A 14,105-nucleotide genomic window follows, 5' to 3' on the forward strand; every position below is an offset into this window, starting at 1 on the left:
TAGGAACTCCCCGTGTCTGGCCTCCTTCTGATCCCGCTGTTGGCGGGCTCCCTCCTTGGCGCCGCCGATCGCGCATCCGGCCCCACCGTCGCCTGCCCTGGCAGCGCCGTGGGGTGGTGTCGCGGCGCGGCGGTGGTTGAGGTCGCCGGGTCTGCGTCCACTTCCGTTTGGAAATTTACCCGGACCCAGGGGGCCAAGGACGGCGAGAGCTTCGCCGCGATCATGAAGACCGCGGACACGACCCAGTCGGACCCGGACTTCGCCGGCCTGATCGTCCGCTGCGCGGCGAAGGGCAAGGTCGATGTGCTGGTGGCCTTGATCCGGCCCTTCCCGCCCCGCAGCCGCCCCAAGGTGACCATCGCCGCGAGCGGCGGCGGCACCTTGAGCTCCGAGGGCAGCATGGCGGCCGCGGGCGCCGCCGTGCTGTTGCCGGACGAGGTCTCGGCCTTTGCCGCGGGCAAGTGGCAGACCACGGCCTCACTGTCCGTGGTGGTCAGGGAAAGCGACAGCGAGATCAAGGGACTGGTGGCGCTGAATGGCTTGCGCGAAGCCTACAATTCGCTGCTGGCAAATTGCGGCCAATAGGCCAAATTTAGCCATACAACTTAAGGGTCTTTTTAAGGTGGGGAACCTAGGGTCCGAAGCACGGGGGAGTGTTTCGGATGACCGCCTTTTTGATTTTCAGCCTTCTAGTAGGTGCCGTGCTGGGCCAGCGCTTTCGCGTGTTCGTGCTCCTGCCGGTCACATTTGCACTGGTGCTCACCATGCTGCCGGTCAGCATGATGACCAGCCTTGGCTTCCTCGAAGGCATGAAGGCTGCGGTGTTCGCCGCCATCGCCCTCCAGGGCGGTTACCTCTTCGGTTCGGGGGCGCGCTTTGCCCTTGCCGCCGCACGCGCCACCCGCGTCTTCGGTCGAGCGGTCAAGGCCACCCGCTGATCACGGCGCAGGCCTCTGTTTGAAAACGCACCGCCCGCTTGTATGGTGACCTGACCGTTTCAGGATTCCTTCGAGCGCGCCGTTTGTCCCTCGCTTATTTTGCCCTCATCGTCTCCGTCGTTTCCGCTTCCGCTCTCGACATCGCCGGCGCCACGTTCGGGGCGCAGCTCGGGACGCTGGCCGCAGCGCTAGGCTTGCTGGCGGCCGCCTTCAGCGCGCGAAAGGCCGACTACGAGCATTATGTCCGTGCCACCTCCTGGGGCCGCTGGATCCTGGTGGCCATTCCGCTGTGCATCGCGGCCCAGCTTGCTCCGCTTCCGCTGCGCTTTGCTCATCCGATCTGGGCCAGCGCCCACGAGGTGATCGGTGGCCTCTCGCTCGGACCGATCACGGCCGATATCGGCTTGACGGTGAATGCGCTGCTGCTGGCGCTTGCCGCAATCTCGTTGCTCGGCGTCGCGATCCTGGTTGTCCGCAACCGCATCCGTGCCGAGCTCGTTCTGTTCGTGCTGAGCGGGGTAACCGCGATCTCCGCCTTGATGTTGGACCTGCATCGGCTCTCGCCGGCGCTTGCTGCAACCGTCCCCCATGACCTCACGGCGAGCCTGGCCGGGCTCGGCCTCATGCTCAATCTGGCGGTGATGCAGCTCGCCGCGGAACGGGCGGAGACGCATCATTCGATCGGTCGGTCGATCGCGATCGGGCTTTGCGGTCTCGTCGGAGCCTTGGTCAGTGCCGCTGCGATCTTCGGGTTATCAGGGACGAACAGCGCGATCGCAGCGGCCTTTGGCGTCGTGCTGATCCTGCTGATTCTCGTCATCCGCAGACTGGATCTGTCGCGGTTGGCCGCGAGCGCGTTGTCGATAGCAGCCCTGGCCGGCGCGGCGATCGTGCTGACCTTCCTGTTCGAGAAGAGCTCCGGACCGATCCTCCTGCGGCTCGTCCCGGAGATGGGGGCCGAAACGAAGGCCGCGTTCGAGCGGATGTTGGCCGACACACGATGGTTCGGCGCCGGTGCCGGGACTTTTGCTGCGGTGGGCAGGATCTATCAGAGCGATGCCAGCGCCGTCCTGACCACGCCCTCGGCGGCCATTTCCGTGTTCGCAGGGATGGGGTGGGTCGGCTTGATCGCCATGATCGCGGTGAGCCTATTGGCTTTGGTTCGCCTGTTCTTCGGCGCCCTGCAGCGCGGACGCGACTCGTTCTTTCCCGCTTCGGCCGCGGCCTGCGTCCTCTTCGCACTGGTTCAGAGCTTTGCAGGTCCCGGATTGCTGCACCCGGCAGCAATCCTCTGTCTTTCGGTGATCGTGGGCCTCGGACTGTCGCAGAGCGTCAGCCAATCCGGATCGCGGTAGCGCGCGGGTTATTAGACCGCGCGGTCGCCGAGCGAGGCCCAGTAGTTCGGGTTCTTGGGCGACTGGATGCGGACCCAGCGATAGGGCTTCTTCGACCACGGCATGATGTGGCCGGAGAGATTGTCCAGCACGAGATCGCCGGAGAAGGTGCGCACCACGACCACGAGATGATGCTCGCCCCAGGTGGTGACGACCTCGCTCAGCAGAACCGAGCGCGCCGGAAAGCCCTTGGCGATCAAATCGTGGCGTTTTGTCACGGCATAGTCGTTGCAGTCGCCGCTTGCCGGATGCAGCAGCCATTTTTCGCCGCGCAGGCCTTCCAGGTTGGGCTCGGGACGGATCGCGGCATTGACCCGCTGGTTGACCTCTTGCATCTGCGCGACGCGCTCGGCGGTGAGCTTCAGGCGGCCGCCGCGGAACACGATCTGCTGCGGCCGCGGCTTGCACTCGTCCTTGTACTTCAGGCAAAACAGCGTGAACGCCATCGGCGCCAGCGTCGGCTGGTCGAACTTGATGTACTGGATGGCGCCGCGCAGCCCCAGGGGCGCGCCGACAAAGGCGGCTTCCGCGCTCCGCTGCATCCCCGCAGCGACGACGATGGCGGCGACGGCCGCCAGGAACTTTGCAATTTTGCGCATGTCGCGCTCCCCGTTCTTGTTGGGGAGACGCTACGCGAGACCTCTTGAAATACGGCTCAAAGGCCGCGCGGTGCTTTAATCAAAATGCGGGCGCCTCGGTCAGGGACAATTAAGAATACCGATGCGTGACTTGTTCTGCTAAGAGCGGTCACGACGTTCCGCTCGTGACGCTGGATGCGATTCGACCGACCTGATGGGCCTTTCCTCACGCTTTCGCAAGAAGACCAAGCCGCGGCTTCCCGACGGCGTTCGCGTCTATGCGATCGGCGACGTGCACGGCCGTGCCGACTTGCTTCAATCGCTGTTAACCGTGATCGACGCCGACTTGGCCCGCTCGGCCCCCCAACGCGCCATTCAGGTCTTTCTCGGCGACTTTGTCGACCGCGGCCCGGACTCGCGCGGCGTTCTTGATCTCTTGATCGAACGCTCGAAGTCGCACGAGACCGTGTGCCTGAAGGGCAATCACGAGGTCTTCCTGCTCGAGGTGCTCAAGGACCCCGCCCGCCTGCAGGAGTGGCGCCACTATGGCGGCCTCCTGACCCTGGTCTCCTACGGCGTCACGCCGACCATGAATCCGTCCGCAGAACAGCAGGTCGAGCTGATCGAAGGACTGAGGCGCGCGATCCCGCCCGAGCACCTCGCCTTCCTGCAGCAATTGCCCTCGTCCTTTACCTGCGGCGACTTCTTCTTCGTCCATGCCGGCGTCAAGCCTGGCGTCGCGCTCGATCGGCAGAAGGATGAGGACCTGCTCTGGATCCGCGAGGAATTCCTGGCGTCCGAGGAGCGGTTCGGCAAATACATCGTTCACGGTCACACGCCGGTCAGCGCGCCCGATATCCGACCGAACCGCATCAACATCGACACCGGCGCGTATGCGACCGGCAACTTGACGCTGTTGACGATCCAAGGCGATAGTCTTCTCGCAATTTGAAAGCTTAGGCCGCAACTTCGGTGATGACGCTTCGCGCCATTGGTATCCTGACCGCGATCGCGCTGGCGCTCCACGCCGGCATGACGTTCTATGGCGATCTGGTGCGGCCGGACTTTCGCGCCCGCGACTTGTTCTCGGGCGAGATTCCGCCGGACAAGACCAAGCTTAAGGCCGCAGGCAGCCTGACGTCTTTCTCGTGGGATGGCGACCTCCTGGCAAATTATGCAGCGGCGATGGCCGCCGACGTTCTGCACCGTCCGTCGACCGACGCAAGCGGAAGGGCCAGCGAGAGCAAGGCGGTCCAAGCCGCTGTCGTCGCGGCCTTGAAAGTCTCGCCGATCAGGCCGGCGCTCTGGCTCACGCTGGGCACGCTCCAGGCCCAGGCCGGCGAAGCGGTCACGCCCGCGGTGAAGATGTCCTACTTGACCGGGTCGGTGCCGATCGATGTTGCCTTCTCACGCGTCCGCACCGTGACTTCGAGCGCCGCTGCAACCGACGAAGAGATCAAGCTGCTGGCGCAATCCGACATCCGGTCGGCGCTGGCCAACCGCTCGCGTTACGAGCCGCTGCTGATCGCGGCCTATGTGCAGGCAACTCCGCAAGGCAAGTCGCTGCTGCTGGAGACGACGAAAGTGACCGATCCCAAATTCAACGAGATCTTGCGGCGGTACTAAGTCAGCGCACCGATTTCGGGGTGACCGGCACGAAATCCTGATCGCGGCGCGGCTGGTCGGATCGCCCCTGGTACACGAACATGCCCTTCTTGGTGGCGACGATGTCGCCTGGCTGCAGGCTGTCGTCGCGAAGCAGGCGTTCGGTCGCGACGAGGTCCGGATCTTCCGGAATCGGCTTGTAGAGCTCCGGATGCTCGCGCCGCTCGCGCGCAACCTCCTTGGCACGGCGCCGCGCATCCTCGATGCGCTGCCGCCATTCGCCGCGCGAGACTTCCGGCTCGCTCGACGGAAGATAGTCGTTGATGGACGGCTCCGGCTCGGTCTGGGCACGGCATGAGAGCGGGCAGGCATAGAGGGCCAATCCGACAGCGGCCGCCATGGCCGCCTGAGCCGGCGCGCGCGCCAGTGTCCGGCGGTCTGACAGGGACTTGCAGCGAAGGGAGCGCACTCCGATGACTCCAAAGCGGGCCGAGCGGCAGCCAGAGGGCGCCGCGACTTCAGCCGATACGGCTGCCAATTGCAACATTTTCGGAACGCCGCGGCCGTCCCATCAAAAAAGCGAAAAAACAACCCCATGCACAGTAGCCGACCCCAGCCAAATCAATGGGTTACGAATTTCCCGAAATCCGACTTGGTCCGTCGGGCAAAACGGGGGTAGGATGGCATGATCTGGAGAGAGGCCGACCGATAATCGGCCTATTTGCGATCAGCCTCGGATGAGCGCCTCAAAGACAATAACTTGGTCCCAAGGCCTCGTTAGGTCATCGCTGCTAGATTTCGGCATTCGCTGATGGAGTTGCCGTGCATGCATGTAGGACCGGTATTGCTGTTGAGTGTTACCGTTGCGATGTCCGCCATGCCTGCCCTTACGGCTCACGCCAGTCCCGCCTGCGTCAAGGAGCGTACACCGTTTGAATTGTCGCAAGACACCGTGAAATGGACGATGTCGATCGCGCCTGGAGCCGACTGCATCCAGGGACTGCGTTGGTCGTACATGCAGATCTTCAAGGTATCGGTCGTGAGCGGGCCATCACGGGGGCAATTGGCGGTGGTCGGGTCCGGCTTCCGCTATTCGGCAGAAGCCGGGGCGCGCGGCAGCGACAATTTCACGCTGCTGATCTCGGGCAAGAACCGTCACGCTCCGGGGACATCGACCCTGGAGGTCGAGGTCAATCCGCAATAGCCCGCTCCGCCTCGTGGCGGATGTTCAGCGCGACTAACGGCGGCTCGACCCGCTGCCCCGGGTTCTATTCCCGTAATAGGGACGGGCGTATCCGCCCCTCGTCACAGGCGGCTCGATCCGGCTCGGAATATTCGGCGTCGCGTTGGGCGGCGCGGGCTGCGACGGGTTGACGATGATCACGTTGCGATTGGGGCTCGAGGGGTCATTGACGCCCTGGGCCCAGGCGCCGGCAGGCACCACAAGCGCGAGTGTGATCAAGACTAAGCGTTTCATGCCAGATCTCCCGAGCAAGAACGTCAGGGAGGCGAACACCGTTCCTTCACGGCGGCATCACGGTTCCTTGCGCGACCTCATCGGCGCACGGCAATCAGCTTGCCATCTCTCCAGACACCTTGGGCCGCCTTTCCGGTGGGAAGGCTCCCCACGTTCCGGACGGCGGTAGGTCGAGAGGCAGCCTGAGTGGTCTGCTTCTTTTTCTCAGGTGTCGTCACGATGCTGGAGCTCGTGGTGTTGGCCTGGTCCTTGGTCCCTTGTGCCGAAGCAGACTGAACCAGAAAGGCCAAAAACATGATTGCTGTCAAAATGCCGCGCATGGTCACACACCGGATGAAGGAGCTGGTCGAAATGTCACAGGTTTCTGCCCAAAAGCAAGCTCTACGAGACGATCGCACAGGACCTTTGCGGGGCCGGAGCATCAGCGCGTTTCACCGCGACCAACGGGGTCCGGGGTGAAAAAGCCTAGCAGAACGGCACTATCCGGGCTAGTTGATCGGCCTTGATGACCGAGACCGGCGACACAGCAGCCAACGCCTCGCAGGCGCAAGAGATCAAGGCCGGACTCGTCCGCCTGTTATCGGAGCGGATCCGCGAAGTCTCCGGCGACCCCAGGCAGATGCGGGATGTCGTCTACGAGCTGGCTCGCGTCAAGCTTCTGGAACAATTCACCCACGCCGATGCGCGGGAAGCGCGAGAGCTCCAGCAAGTCCTCGAACACGCCATCCGGGAGGTCGAACGGTCCTTTGAGCGAAGCGGAATATCATCACCGCCAAAGGCTGCCGCAGTTTCCGCGGCGAATTCTCCGCTGGTCGACGTCCCTGTTCCTCCGCCCATTCCGACGGCTCCCGAGACGCCGGGCCATCCTGCCGCACCGCCACGTTCGCTTGACCAGTCCAAACGGAGCAGAGCCTTCAATTCGCTGGTGCGATTGAGCGCCATCCTGCTGCTGATCGCCGGGGCCGGCACCGCGATCGTCTATTGGCCACGGCTGAAGACCCAACTGAGCGCATTGTCGCAGGTGGCGCCGCTCTCCGAGCGCACGCCTGGAAGTCCCGAGCCTCAACCGACCGCGACCCCGACTCCCGCGGCGGGCGAGACCCCGGAACGGACGCCGGAGAGCCCGGCGCCGGCGGCGCACCCCTCGATGCCTTTGCCGACGACGTTCGGCGTCTACGCCTTGAGCGAGGGCCAGCTCCATGAGCTGAAGCCGGTACCCGGAAAGATTCCGGACCGGCGCGTCGCGATCTCGGCCGCCATCAACACGCCGAGCGTGACCACAGTGCCGGACGGTGATGTCAAATTCATCGTGTTCAGGCCCGATGGGGGTGTCGAGGCCGGCGGAACCGAAGTTCGGGTGATCGCGAAAGTCTCCCGCGCCATGGGCGTCGATGCGACCGGGAAAGCGGCCATGGTCAGCGCCGGCGATTCCTGGGTCATCCGCAGCATGTCCTACCCCTACAAGGTAGGACCGATCGACGACCAGTCGAGAATGCTGTTGCTGCAACCGGAGCAGGACGGCTTCACGCTCGCGCCCGGCCGCTACATCGTCTTGGTCAAGGGCATGGGCTACGACTTCACGGTTGCGGGGACGATCACCGATCCCAACCAATGCGTCGAGCGCATCAATGCGATCAACGGCGCGTTCTATTCGCCCTGCCCGCCGCCGCGACGATAACGCAGCCTTCCCGTTTTACTTGGCCGGCTTGTTGTCCTTTGGCGCATCCGCCGGCATGTCGTCGACCTTGCCGTTGTTGGCGACGCATTTCCGGAAGTACTCGCGCTGGTCCTTGCCCGTTCCCTTGGTGCTCCCCGCTGCGGGGTTGCCTATTTGTCTGGGCGGAAAGGCCTTGGCCACGGCCGCATCGCATGCCCGCGCCACTTCGACGGTAATGGCCGAGGCCGTCGCCGGCACCGCCAGGGTCAAAGCGCATGCCAGCCCAACCAATGTCCGCAAATTCTTGACCGGCACCTCGTCGCTCCTTCAGTCGGTGAATGCTTGCCGAACCATACCAAAAAGGAACGAGGCGCCAAACGGCAAACCGCGCCGATTTGTCACGCGGTTTGCCCTGCGTGCCGGCAGGGCTGTGCACCATCCGAGCGCGCGCCTCATCCTTCGAGACGGCGCTAACGCGCCTCCTCAGGATGAGGCTGATCGGCGACGGTGCCCGTTGAAACTGTCGCTGCCGCGCGCTCCGTCCTCATCCTGAGGAGCCCGCTGAAAGCGGGCGTCTCGAAGGATGGCCGCGGACGCGCTCCTAGCTGTTGAGCTGCGGCGGCTTGAAATCCGGAAAGCGCGTGAGCATTGCGGTCTTGACGAACTTCAAGTGAGCAATGGTGCTCGCCAATTCCTTGAGCCGGCGCTGGCCGTTCGAGATGTCGGCCGCGAAGAGATCCTGATGATAATTATCGAGCGCCTCCCGCTCGAGATATTCATCGGTGCCGTTTCCGAAGGTCACGGAAGCACGCGCAAGGGCATCGTCGACACGCCGGTTGAGCCCGGCCTGCTCCCTCTCCGCCTCCTGCAAGGCGGTTTCGATCGCCGCCAAAACAGCTCCGATCCGCACGCGGTCGGTCTCCGCATCGCGCTCGGCCGAGCGGGCCTTGAAGGTTTTGTCCTCGCGGCGGGAGCCGAGGAGATTGTGTGCGCGCGCTCTCAGGAACAGCTGAAACATCCGGGCCATCCCACATACGAGATCCAGGCGGGTACCATCGGTCAGACGTAGTTAACAAATCCTGAATCCGGCGCCCGTCCGGTCTGGCTTTGTGCGATCCATGCCCGCCAAGCTCCCTCGTGCCTGGCATAGAGCTCGAGCCAGCGGACTTCGCCGTCCGCAGCGGCGCCTACCCGTGCGCGGACCTCGGATGTGAATTGTCCTGTCTCGTTCGATGCGAGGTCCAGTGCTTCGAACTCCGCCGTCTCCTCCGGAGACAGGCCGATCAGCACACGATGCCCTTGGGCGTCGACGAAATATCTGCGCGGCGCGTTGTGCCTTGGATCAGTCATGCGCAGGGCCCTCATTCATGATCCATGGCCCTGGGCGATCCTTCAGCCGCCGCTCAAAGCTACGAACAAACGCGATCAAAACGAGGACGCAGGTCGCGCCCAGCAACGCAATCAAATACGCCATTCACGCCCACCTATGCGAGCCGCGAAAATATGGAGGCGGCTAAAGTAAAGTCTCGCCATGAATTGCTACGTTCTAGGTTGCCTTTCCGAAGCTCTCAAGAACCGCATCACGTTAACCTAACTGCGCATGGTTATCCGACCGGGCCGCACGGCGAGATCAGCTTGCTCTCACATCCGCCCATGGCCGAGCCACTACGATGGATGCTCGCTCTGCTTGGCGCCCATCGCTGCCGGCGTGTAGGGCGCATAGAGACGATATCGTGCCGACCGCTTGCGGGAGCGCCATGCCCGCACGCCATAGCCGCAGCAAAAGCCGGCTGCAAAGATCGAAATCAAAACCAGAATTGCAAACATTTGGAATGTTCCCAATGATCGGAACGCTCCTCCCGGCTCATTTCAACGTGATGTTGTGACGACTTCAAGATCATCGGCGCTGAAAGTTTTGTCAGAGGAACATGAAGTTTGTGCAACGTGATGCTTGAAGTTTGGTCGTTGCAAGAACCACGAGCCCGAGGGGATGACGAAATCTCTCATCGTTCGAGGGCGATATCCAGCCCACGATGTTAACCCGTGTTCACTGCGGCAGCAGCCTCGAACGAAACGGTGGAATGCGCGGTACTCGGGGCATGCCGCGATCTGCAGAACAGGCACTGACACCTCGTCAACGGCATCTGGCTGCCATCGCGAAGCCAGTGCCGACGTAGCATCCGTTGTTCTACGGAGCGTCATGCGGCAACTTCATCGCGGTAAGGTTGAGAGGTTAGCTTAACCCGCGTTGTTTGTTGCGAACTCTCAGCGATTGCTTATCCATCTCTCACCGGGCTCCCCCAAGCTCGGCCCCACCCAAGCAAAGCCGTCGAGCGAACATGGGTCCGCTTGGCGGCTTTGTCGTTGTGTCGACGAGAGGATCATTTCGGTTATGGCGCGCAGGCCCTGGTCGTTCAAGGAAGATCGCCGGCTCATGGAGCTGGCCAAGTCTGCAGCCTCGCTGGAGCAGGCAGCAAAAGCTCTCGGGCGCTCGCCTGATGCGGTCAAGCGCATGGCGTTGCGGCTTGGTCTTTCGTTGAAGTCGAAGGCGGCTAAGAAGAGCTGATCGCAGCAGTGCAGCGGCGCTCGCCTCGGCTTCGTGGCCGGCCGCTGCAGTGAACGTCCAGGGATGTCGCCGATGAGACAACGGGCCGTCATGGAGGCCAAAGCGCAAAAGCGGCTTCGCAAATTCCTGCGCTGAGCTTTCTTCAGCCCGCCGGCCAAGACAGATCTTTCGGACGTTCGGTGGAGCGTCAGGCAGCGCGGCACAGCCGTCGCCGCGGTGGGAGGAACCAAATCAACCTTGGGATGTTGGTCCGGCTCTCACAGCGAGGTCTGGCAGTGCTCCACTTTGCCATTTCCGCAGTCTTGGTCTGGCTGGCGCTCAACATCGCCTTCGTGGTGCTCCGGCTGCGGGCCGCCTGCGAGTCCGCAACGCCCCGCATCGACAGGCCCAGCCGCCCCTATCCCGGGGTCGTTCCCGTCCGCCATCGTCTCGGACAGTGAGGGTCGATTGAGCGGGTTGCCTGCGGTGGCCCGCCCAGCCGCCGCAACCTAATTCTGCGTCCGCTTCTGGGACCCCATCCCGGGACTGGTTCCGTAGCTGGGCGTCCCCGTTCCCTTGAAGGCTCCGCCCATCGGATCCGATCCGGAGTTGGTGCCCGTGCCGCTGCGGGTCGCGGACGTGGGCTGAGTACCCGATGGCTGGTCCTTGGTTCCTTGCGCCGAGGCCACGGAGCTTCCGATTGTCAACGCCACGACGAGGCTTAACGTCCTGATCATACTGCTCAACTTTCCCTGCTTGTTTCTAGCCCTGAGCCGCCTGACCATTGGCCAGGGCATTGCGCGGCGGCCCATTCGGGCTGGTCCCTCCGTTAAACCCTATCTTAGCCCCCGCTGGCTAGGATCAATCTCCAAGCCTGCTCGTATTTTCGCCTTGCCCTAATTCGCCTGAAACCGGATGAGATTGCTGCGACCAAGCCTTCCGTTTGCGGCGCTCGTGCTTGCGAGCATGTTGGCGTTTGGGCTGGCGGGCCATTTCGCCGCGGAGGCCGTCATCCGCCATCAACAGGCGCATCAGCTCAACGAGCTGACCGAGGTCGTTCTGCGCCGATCGGAGCTTGCCGTCGATTTTGCCGCGGGCAGCCTGGACGAACTCGCGCGGCGCAATTTCGCCAGCTGCGAGCCGGCGGCGCTGCAAGCCATCCGTCTGCACGTCTACCAGCGCTCGGCGATCAAGGACGTCCGCCTGGTCAAGCCGAACGGCTCGGTGATCTGCTCGGCCTATTCCGAGACGCTCGAATTCGACAAGGGATGGGTGGACCGCCGCGACATGCTGCCTTCGCGCGACAAGACACTTTCGCTGTTCCGCGTCGAGCAGTTCGGCGGCGACGCCTTGGGCGTGCTCAGGGACGTCGATGGCAGCTCCGCTCTGGTCGCCATTGTCGGCATCAATGCCAGCCTGTTCGATATCATGCCGGCCGAGCTGCGCGCGCACAGCCAGGTGATCCTCGCCTTGAGCAATGGCGAGAAGCTCGGCGAATTCCAGACCGACGCCGGCAAGTCTCTGCCGGCGCCGATCAGCTTCGAGCGGACGTCCGCTCGGCTTCCGCTTCATGCCACGATCCAGCTCGAGCACGCGGTGCTGTCGAGCTGGAATAACGAGGCCTATTGGCCCACGCTCGCAGTGGCCCTCGGACTTGGCGCGATCTTCGGTATTCTGCTGGCACGCAGCCGTCGCATGGAGGGGCCAGTCGCCGATCTCGACCGGGCGCTGACGGCCGGCGAATTCAAGCCATATTACCAACCCATCTTCGACCTCCGGACCGGTCGGATCAAGGGTTGCGAGATTCTGGTTCGCTGGCTGCGCCGCGATGGCTCGGTCATCCCGCCGATGAATTTCATTCCGCTCGCCGAATCCAGCGGGCGCATCCAGGCGATGACCTGGCAGATCCTGGGATCGGCGCTCACCGAGCTCAGGCCATTGCTCAGGGCCGACAAGAATTTCAAGCTGTCGCTGAACGTCGTGCCCAAGCACCTCCTGAGTGCGGGCTTCGTCGAAACGCTGCGGCGCACGGTTCTGACCGCACGCATCTCCGCGCGCCAGATCGTGGTCGAGATCACCGAGCGCGACGAATTGGACGATCTTGCGCGCGCCGCTTCGGTCGTGGCCGAGCTGCGGGACCGCGGCTTCCGCGTCGCCATCGACGACGTCGGCGTCGGCCATAGCGGACTGTCGCGGCTGAAGGGCCTCGGCGCCGATACGATCAAGATCGACAAGTTCTTCGTGGACACGATCACGGTGGACGCATCGACGACCACGATCGTGGAAATGCTGGTGGCGCTCGCGAAAGACCTCAATATGAGCGTGGTCGCGGAAGGCATCGAGACCGAGGAGCAGCTGCGCGCATTGCTCGCCTCCGGCGTCGAGGAAGGCCAAGGCTATCTGGTTGCGCCGCCCCTGCCCGCCGCAAAATTCAATGAGCTCCTCGAGTCGCGCCGGGTTGCGCAGTCGGGCGCGGCGACATCCGGTACGACGGCTTTGGTGGCCTGACTGGCCGGTGCTCATAGCCGCCGAGGCTTTAACGATACTTTCTAACGATATTTTCCGCTTTCAAACCGGAGCGGCGAGCAAGCTTGTATGTTGGGGCCATGCGCAGGAGCCACCTCATAACAGCCGCGAGCATCTGTCTGGCGCTGATCGTCTATGCCACGCTGGCGAAGCTGTCGGGACGGCCCGCGCTGTTGGGACACCACGAGGCCTATTGGGTCGTCGTGATCGAGCGCTTCAGCGCCTATGGCCTGCTCGGCTTCCTGCTGTCGTTCCTGCTGCCGGGACGGTTCAGCCTGGCATGCTCGCTCGTCATCGCGGTCGCCATGGGGCTGGAGCTGATGCAAGCGTTCATACCCGACCGCGATCCAGGCTTTCTCGACGTGCTGCAGAAGGCGGCAGGAGGCACCGTGGGCGTCATGCTCGCACAGATGATCCTGGCGTTCCTGCCCAGACCACCGTCCTGAAGCGGCGAGCCTTTGCCTCGGCGCAATGACCGGGCGCCACGCTCCTCACTTCATCATCTGACCGCGCAACTCACCGCCTGGGTTCGCGGCGGTGTGAATGTTCGCGTACCATTTTCCGCCCAACAGATCTGCCGCCTGCGCGTCGGTGAGGGTGGCGCTGCCTTGGATCGGGCTTTGCGCCGTCTTGAACGGCAGGGCGATGCCGGCATTCTTTCCGGCCTCGCCGGGACCGTGAAAATGCGCTCCCATCGCCGGTCCCGTCAGCCCGGTAAAGGTGACGACGTAGGTCAGGACCTTCGTTTCAGTGTCGTAGCTTGCCTCCGCCTTGCCCGATCCGGTCGAGCTGTTCGGCGGCACCTCGTTGCTTCCCTTGAGTTCCGCTTGCAGCTTCACGACCTCCGCACCGGCCGTTCCGCTCGTCGCGCTGACGCCTCCGACCAGCGCCAGCGCTCCCAACAGTGCCACGGACCGTCGACACACGGCTTTGCTCATGCACTTCCTCCTGCGGATTCTGCTCGTCCCGCGATGAAAACACCGAGGACTGCCGGACATTCCACACAGAGCTTATGCTGATTCGGGACAACGCTTGCGGGAATTAGACCTTCACAAGCGCATCACGCGTCGGCTCAAGCCGCCCCGCGCCTCGTGTGACGCCCGGAGGGAACCAGGAGCTCGGCCATCTGGCGGTGGGTGTCGTGCAGCGCTTCAATGGCGCAGTCGAGATCGAAATCCGCCTCGCGAACCGACGCGAAGAACTTGGCCGTCAGTGCCAGATCGAGCTTGACGCGCGTTGCGCCGTCGCGGCTCTTGCGACGATCGAGCGACAGATGGATGGCGCGGTTCCGGGCTTCCGTTGCACCGCAGCCGCAAAGCGCGCCGAGCTCGTCATATGTCATCCAGATTTGAGGCATGTTCTTCCACCACACTCGATCGATCGCG

20 protein-coding genes are annotated in these 14,105 nt (G+C 63.4%); 11 read left to right on the plus strand and 9 right to left on the minus strand.

Annotated elements, in window-relative coordinates; genetic code table 11:
- Positions 1-12: 12 nt before the first annotated feature.
- The 3 genes from DCG74_RS35400 (at position 13) to DCG74_RS35410 (ending at position 2,293) form a co-directional block, all read left to right on the plus strand.
- Positions 13-585 carry a hypothetical protein gene (locus DCG74_RS35400; RefSeq protein WP_257187485.1) on the plus strand — a complete coding sequence of 191 codons (573 nt, stop codon included), beginning with the start codon at positions 13-15 and terminating at the stop codon, positions 583-585.
- 77 nt (positions 586-662) lie between these two features.
- Positions 663-938 (plus strand): hypothetical protein, encoded by a 276-nt coding sequence (locus DCG74_RS35405; RefSeq protein ID WP_172785748.1) that lies wholly within the window; start codon positions 663-665, stop codon positions 936-938.
- An 83-nt stretch (positions 939-1,021) separates the two neighbouring features.
- Positions 1,022-2,293, plus strand: coding sequence for a hypothetical protein (locus DCG74_RS35410; protein WP_172785747.1), 1,272 nt, complete (start codon positions 1,022-1,024; stop codon positions 2,291-2,293).
- A gap of 11 nt (positions 2,294-2,304) precedes the next feature.
- Here DCG74_RS35410 and DCG74_RS35415 read toward each other — a convergent pair whose 3' ends face one another.
- The gene (locus tag DCG74_RS35415) at positions 2,305-2,931 is read right to left on the minus strand and encodes a transglutaminase-like cysteine peptidase (protein WP_172785746.1); all 627 of its coding nucleotides are present in this window, start codon (positions 2,929-2,931) and stop codon (positions 2,305-2,307) included.
- Positions 2,932-3,124: 193 nt separating this feature from the next.
- Between DCG74_RS35415 and DCG74_RS35420 the strand changes: the two genes are divergently transcribed.
- Together DCG74_RS35420 and DCG74_RS35425 are read left to right on the plus strand one after the other, a co-directional pair.
- Positions 3,125-3,862 (plus strand): metallophosphoesterase family protein, encoded by a 738-nt coding sequence (locus tag DCG74_RS35420; RefSeq protein WP_172785745.1) that lies wholly within the window; start codon positions 3,125-3,127, stop codon positions 3,860-3,862.
- A 23-nt stretch (positions 3,863-3,885) separates the two neighbouring features.
- A complete protein-coding gene (locus tag DCG74_RS35425; RefSeq protein WP_172785744.1) occupies positions 3,886-4,536 on the plus strand; it encodes a hypothetical protein in 651 nt (216 codons plus the stop codon).
- 1 nt (position 4,537) lies between these two features.
- On the opposite strand, the gene DCG74_RS35430 is transcribed toward DCG74_RS35425, so the two are convergent.
- A complete protein-coding gene (locus tag DCG74_RS35430) occupies positions 4,538-4,915 on the minus strand; it encodes a hypothetical protein (RefSeq protein ID WP_172785743.1) in 378 nt (125 codons plus the stop codon).
- Between the two features lie 477 nt (positions 4,916-5,392).
- Here DCG74_RS35430 and DCG74_RS35435 point away from each other — a divergent pair, with 477 nt between their 5' ends.
- Positions 5,393-5,719 carry an Ig-like domain-containing protein gene (locus tag DCG74_RS35435; protein ID WP_246708834.1) on the plus strand — a complete coding sequence of 109 codons (327 nt, stop codon included), beginning with the start codon at positions 5,393-5,395 and terminating at the stop codon, positions 5,717-5,719.
- A 33-nt stretch (positions 5,720-5,752) separates the two neighbouring features.
- Here DCG74_RS35435 and DCG74_RS35440 read toward each other — a convergent pair whose 3' ends face one another.
- Complete coding sequence (locus tag DCG74_RS35440) at positions 5,753-5,992, minus strand: hypothetical protein (RefSeq protein ID WP_172785741.1); 240 nt, start codon at positions 5,990-5,992, stop codon at positions 5,753-5,755.
- A 505-nt stretch (positions 5,993-6,497) separates the two neighbouring features.
- Here DCG74_RS35440 and DCG74_RS35445 point away from each other — a divergent pair.
- Positions 6,498-7,670, plus strand: coding sequence for a hypothetical protein (locus DCG74_RS35445; RefSeq protein ID WP_172785740.1), 1,173 nt, complete (start codon positions 6,498-6,500; stop codon positions 7,668-7,670).
- Positions 7,671-7,685: 15 nt separating this feature from the next.
- On the opposite strand, the gene DCG74_RS35450 is transcribed toward DCG74_RS35445, so the two are convergent.
- From DCG74_RS35450 to DCG74_RS35465, 4 genes are all read right to left on the minus strand, one after another.
- Complete coding sequence (locus DCG74_RS35450; protein ID WP_257187486.1) at positions 7,686-7,964, minus strand: hypothetical protein; 279 nt, start codon at positions 7,962-7,964, stop codon at positions 7,686-7,688.
- A 286-nt stretch (positions 7,965-8,250) separates the two neighbouring features.
- The gene (locus DCG74_RS35455) at positions 8,251-8,667 is read right to left on the minus strand and encodes a hypothetical protein (RefSeq protein WP_172785739.1); all 417 of its coding nucleotides are present in this window, start codon (positions 8,665-8,667) and stop codon (positions 8,251-8,253) included.
- A gap of 41 nt (positions 8,668-8,708) precedes the next feature.
- Entirely contained in the window at positions 8,709-9,014 is a 306-nt protein-coding gene (locus DCG74_RS35460) for a hypothetical protein (protein ID WP_306557961.1), read from the minus strand.
- Positions 9,015-9,314: 300 nt separating this feature from the next.
- Positions 9,315-9,476: a hypothetical protein gene (locus DCG74_RS35465; protein WP_172785737.1), complete on the minus strand. Its 162-nt coding sequence runs from the start codon at positions 9,474-9,476 to the stop codon at positions 9,315-9,317.
- A gap of 607 nt (positions 9,477-10,083) precedes the next feature.
- Between DCG74_RS35465 and DCG74_RS35470 the strand changes: the two genes are divergently transcribed.
- The 4 genes from DCG74_RS35470 (at position 10,084) to DCG74_RS35485 (ending at position 13,166) form a co-directional block, all read left to right on the plus strand.
- On the plus strand, positions 10,084-10,215 hold the full coding sequence (locus DCG74_RS35470) for a hypothetical protein (protein ID WP_257187612.1): 132 nt from the start codon (positions 10,084-10,086) through the stop codon (positions 10,213-10,215).
- Between the two features lie 275 nt (positions 10,216-10,490).
- Entirely contained in the window at positions 10,491-10,655 is a 165-nt protein-coding gene (locus DCG74_RS35475; RefSeq protein ID WP_172785736.1) for a hypothetical protein, read from the plus strand.
- A 454-nt stretch (positions 10,656-11,109) separates the two neighbouring features.
- Positions 11,110-12,702, plus strand: a complete 1,593-nt coding sequence (locus DCG74_RS35480) for an EAL domain-containing protein (protein ID WP_172785735.1) — start codon at positions 11,110-11,112, stop codon at positions 12,700-12,702.
- Positions 12,703-12,800: 98 nt separating this feature from the next.
- Complete coding sequence (locus DCG74_RS35485) at positions 12,801-13,166, plus strand: VanZ family protein (RefSeq protein WP_172785734.1); 366 nt, start codon at positions 12,801-12,803, stop codon at positions 13,164-13,166.
- 45 nt (positions 13,167-13,211) lie between these two features.
- Here the strand turns inward: DCG74_RS35485 and DCG74_RS35490 are convergent, their stop codons facing one another.
- The gene (locus DCG74_RS35490) at positions 13,212-13,658 is read right to left on the minus strand and encodes a CHRD domain-containing protein (protein WP_172785733.1); all 447 of its coding nucleotides are present in this window, start codon (positions 13,656-13,658) and stop codon (positions 13,212-13,214) included.
- A gap of 134 nt (positions 13,659-13,792) precedes the next feature.
- Complete coding sequence (locus DCG74_RS35495; RefSeq protein ID WP_172785732.1) at positions 13,793-14,077, minus strand: hypothetical protein; 285 nt, start codon at positions 14,075-14,077, stop codon at positions 13,793-13,795.
- Between the last annotated feature and the right edge of the window lie 28 nt (positions 14,078-14,105).

The sequence above is a fragment of the Bradyrhizobium sp. WBAH42 genome, assembly GCF_024585265.1.
Taxonomy (GTDB): Bacteria; Pseudomonadota; Alphaproteobacteria; order Rhizobiales; family Xanthobacteraceae; genus Bradyrhizobium.

What these genes read in the sequence shown, in the direction of transcription:
- DCG74_RS35405 (WP_172785748.1), top strand. Translation starts at nt 663, where the DNA reads ATGACCGCCTTTTTGATTTTCAGCCTTCTAGTAGGTGCCGTGCTGGGC.
- DCG74_RS35415 (WP_172785746.1), bottom strand. Translation starts at nt 2,931, where the DNA reads ATGCGCAAAATTGCAAAGTTCCTGGCGGCCGTCGCCGCCATCGTCGTC.
- DCG74_RS35420 (WP_172785745.1), top strand. Translation starts at nt 3,125, where the DNA reads ATGGGCCTTTCCTCACGCTTTCGCAAGAAGACCAAGCCGCGGCTTCCC.
- DCG74_RS35425 (WP_172785744.1), top strand. Translation starts at nt 3,886, where the DNA reads ATGACGCTTCGCGCCATTGGTATCCTGACCGCGATCGCGCTGGCGCTC.
- DCG74_RS35430 (WP_172785743.1), bottom strand. Translation starts at nt 4,915, where the DNA reads ATGGCGGCCGCTGTCGGATTGGCCCTCTATGCCTGCCCGCTCTCATGC.
- DCG74_RS35435 (WP_246708834.1), top strand. Translation starts at nt 5,393, where the DNA reads ATGCCTGCCCTTACGGCTCACGCCAGTCCCGCCTGCGTCAAGGAGCGT.
- DCG74_RS35440 (WP_172785741.1), bottom strand. Translation starts at nt 5,992, where the DNA reads ATGAAACGCTTAGTCTTGATCACACTCGCGCTTGTGGTGCCTGCCGGC.
- DCG74_RS35445 (WP_172785740.1), top strand. Translation starts at nt 6,498, where the DNA reads ATGACCGAGACCGGCGACACAGCAGCCAACGCCTCGCAGGCGCAAGAG.
- DCG74_RS35455 (WP_172785739.1), bottom strand. Translation starts at nt 8,667, where the DNA reads ATGTTTCAGCTGTTCCTGAGAGCGCGCGCACACAATCTCCTCGGCTCC.
- DCG74_RS35460 (WP_306557961.1), bottom strand. Translation starts at nt 9,014, where the DNA reads ATGAGGGCCCTGCGCATGACTGATCCAAGGCACAACGCGCCGCGCAGA.
- DCG74_RS35465 (WP_172785737.1), bottom strand. Translation starts at nt 9,476, where the DNA reads ATGTTTGCAATTCTGGTTTTGATTTCGATCTTTGCAGCCGGCTTTTGC.
- DCG74_RS35470 (WP_257187612.1), top strand. Translation starts at nt 10,084, where the DNA reads ATGGAGCTGGCCAAGTCTGCAGCCTCGCTGGAGCAGGCAGCAAAAGCT.
- DCG74_RS35480 (WP_172785735.1), top strand. Translation starts at nt 11,110, where the DNA reads ATGAGATTGCTGCGACCAAGCCTTCCGTTTGCGGCGCTCGTGCTTGCG.
- DCG74_RS35485 (WP_172785734.1), top strand. Translation starts at nt 12,801, where the DNA reads ATGCGCAGGAGCCACCTCATAACAGCCGCGAGCATCTGTCTGGCGCTG.
- DCG74_RS35490 (WP_172785733.1), bottom strand. Translation starts at nt 13,658, where the DNA reads ATGAGCAAAGCCGTGTGTCGACGGTCCGTGGCACTGTTGGGAGCGCTG.
- DCG74_RS35495 (WP_172785732.1), bottom strand. Translation starts at nt 14,077, where the DNA reads ATGCCTCAAATCTGGATGACATATGACGAGCTCGGCGCGCTTTGCGGC.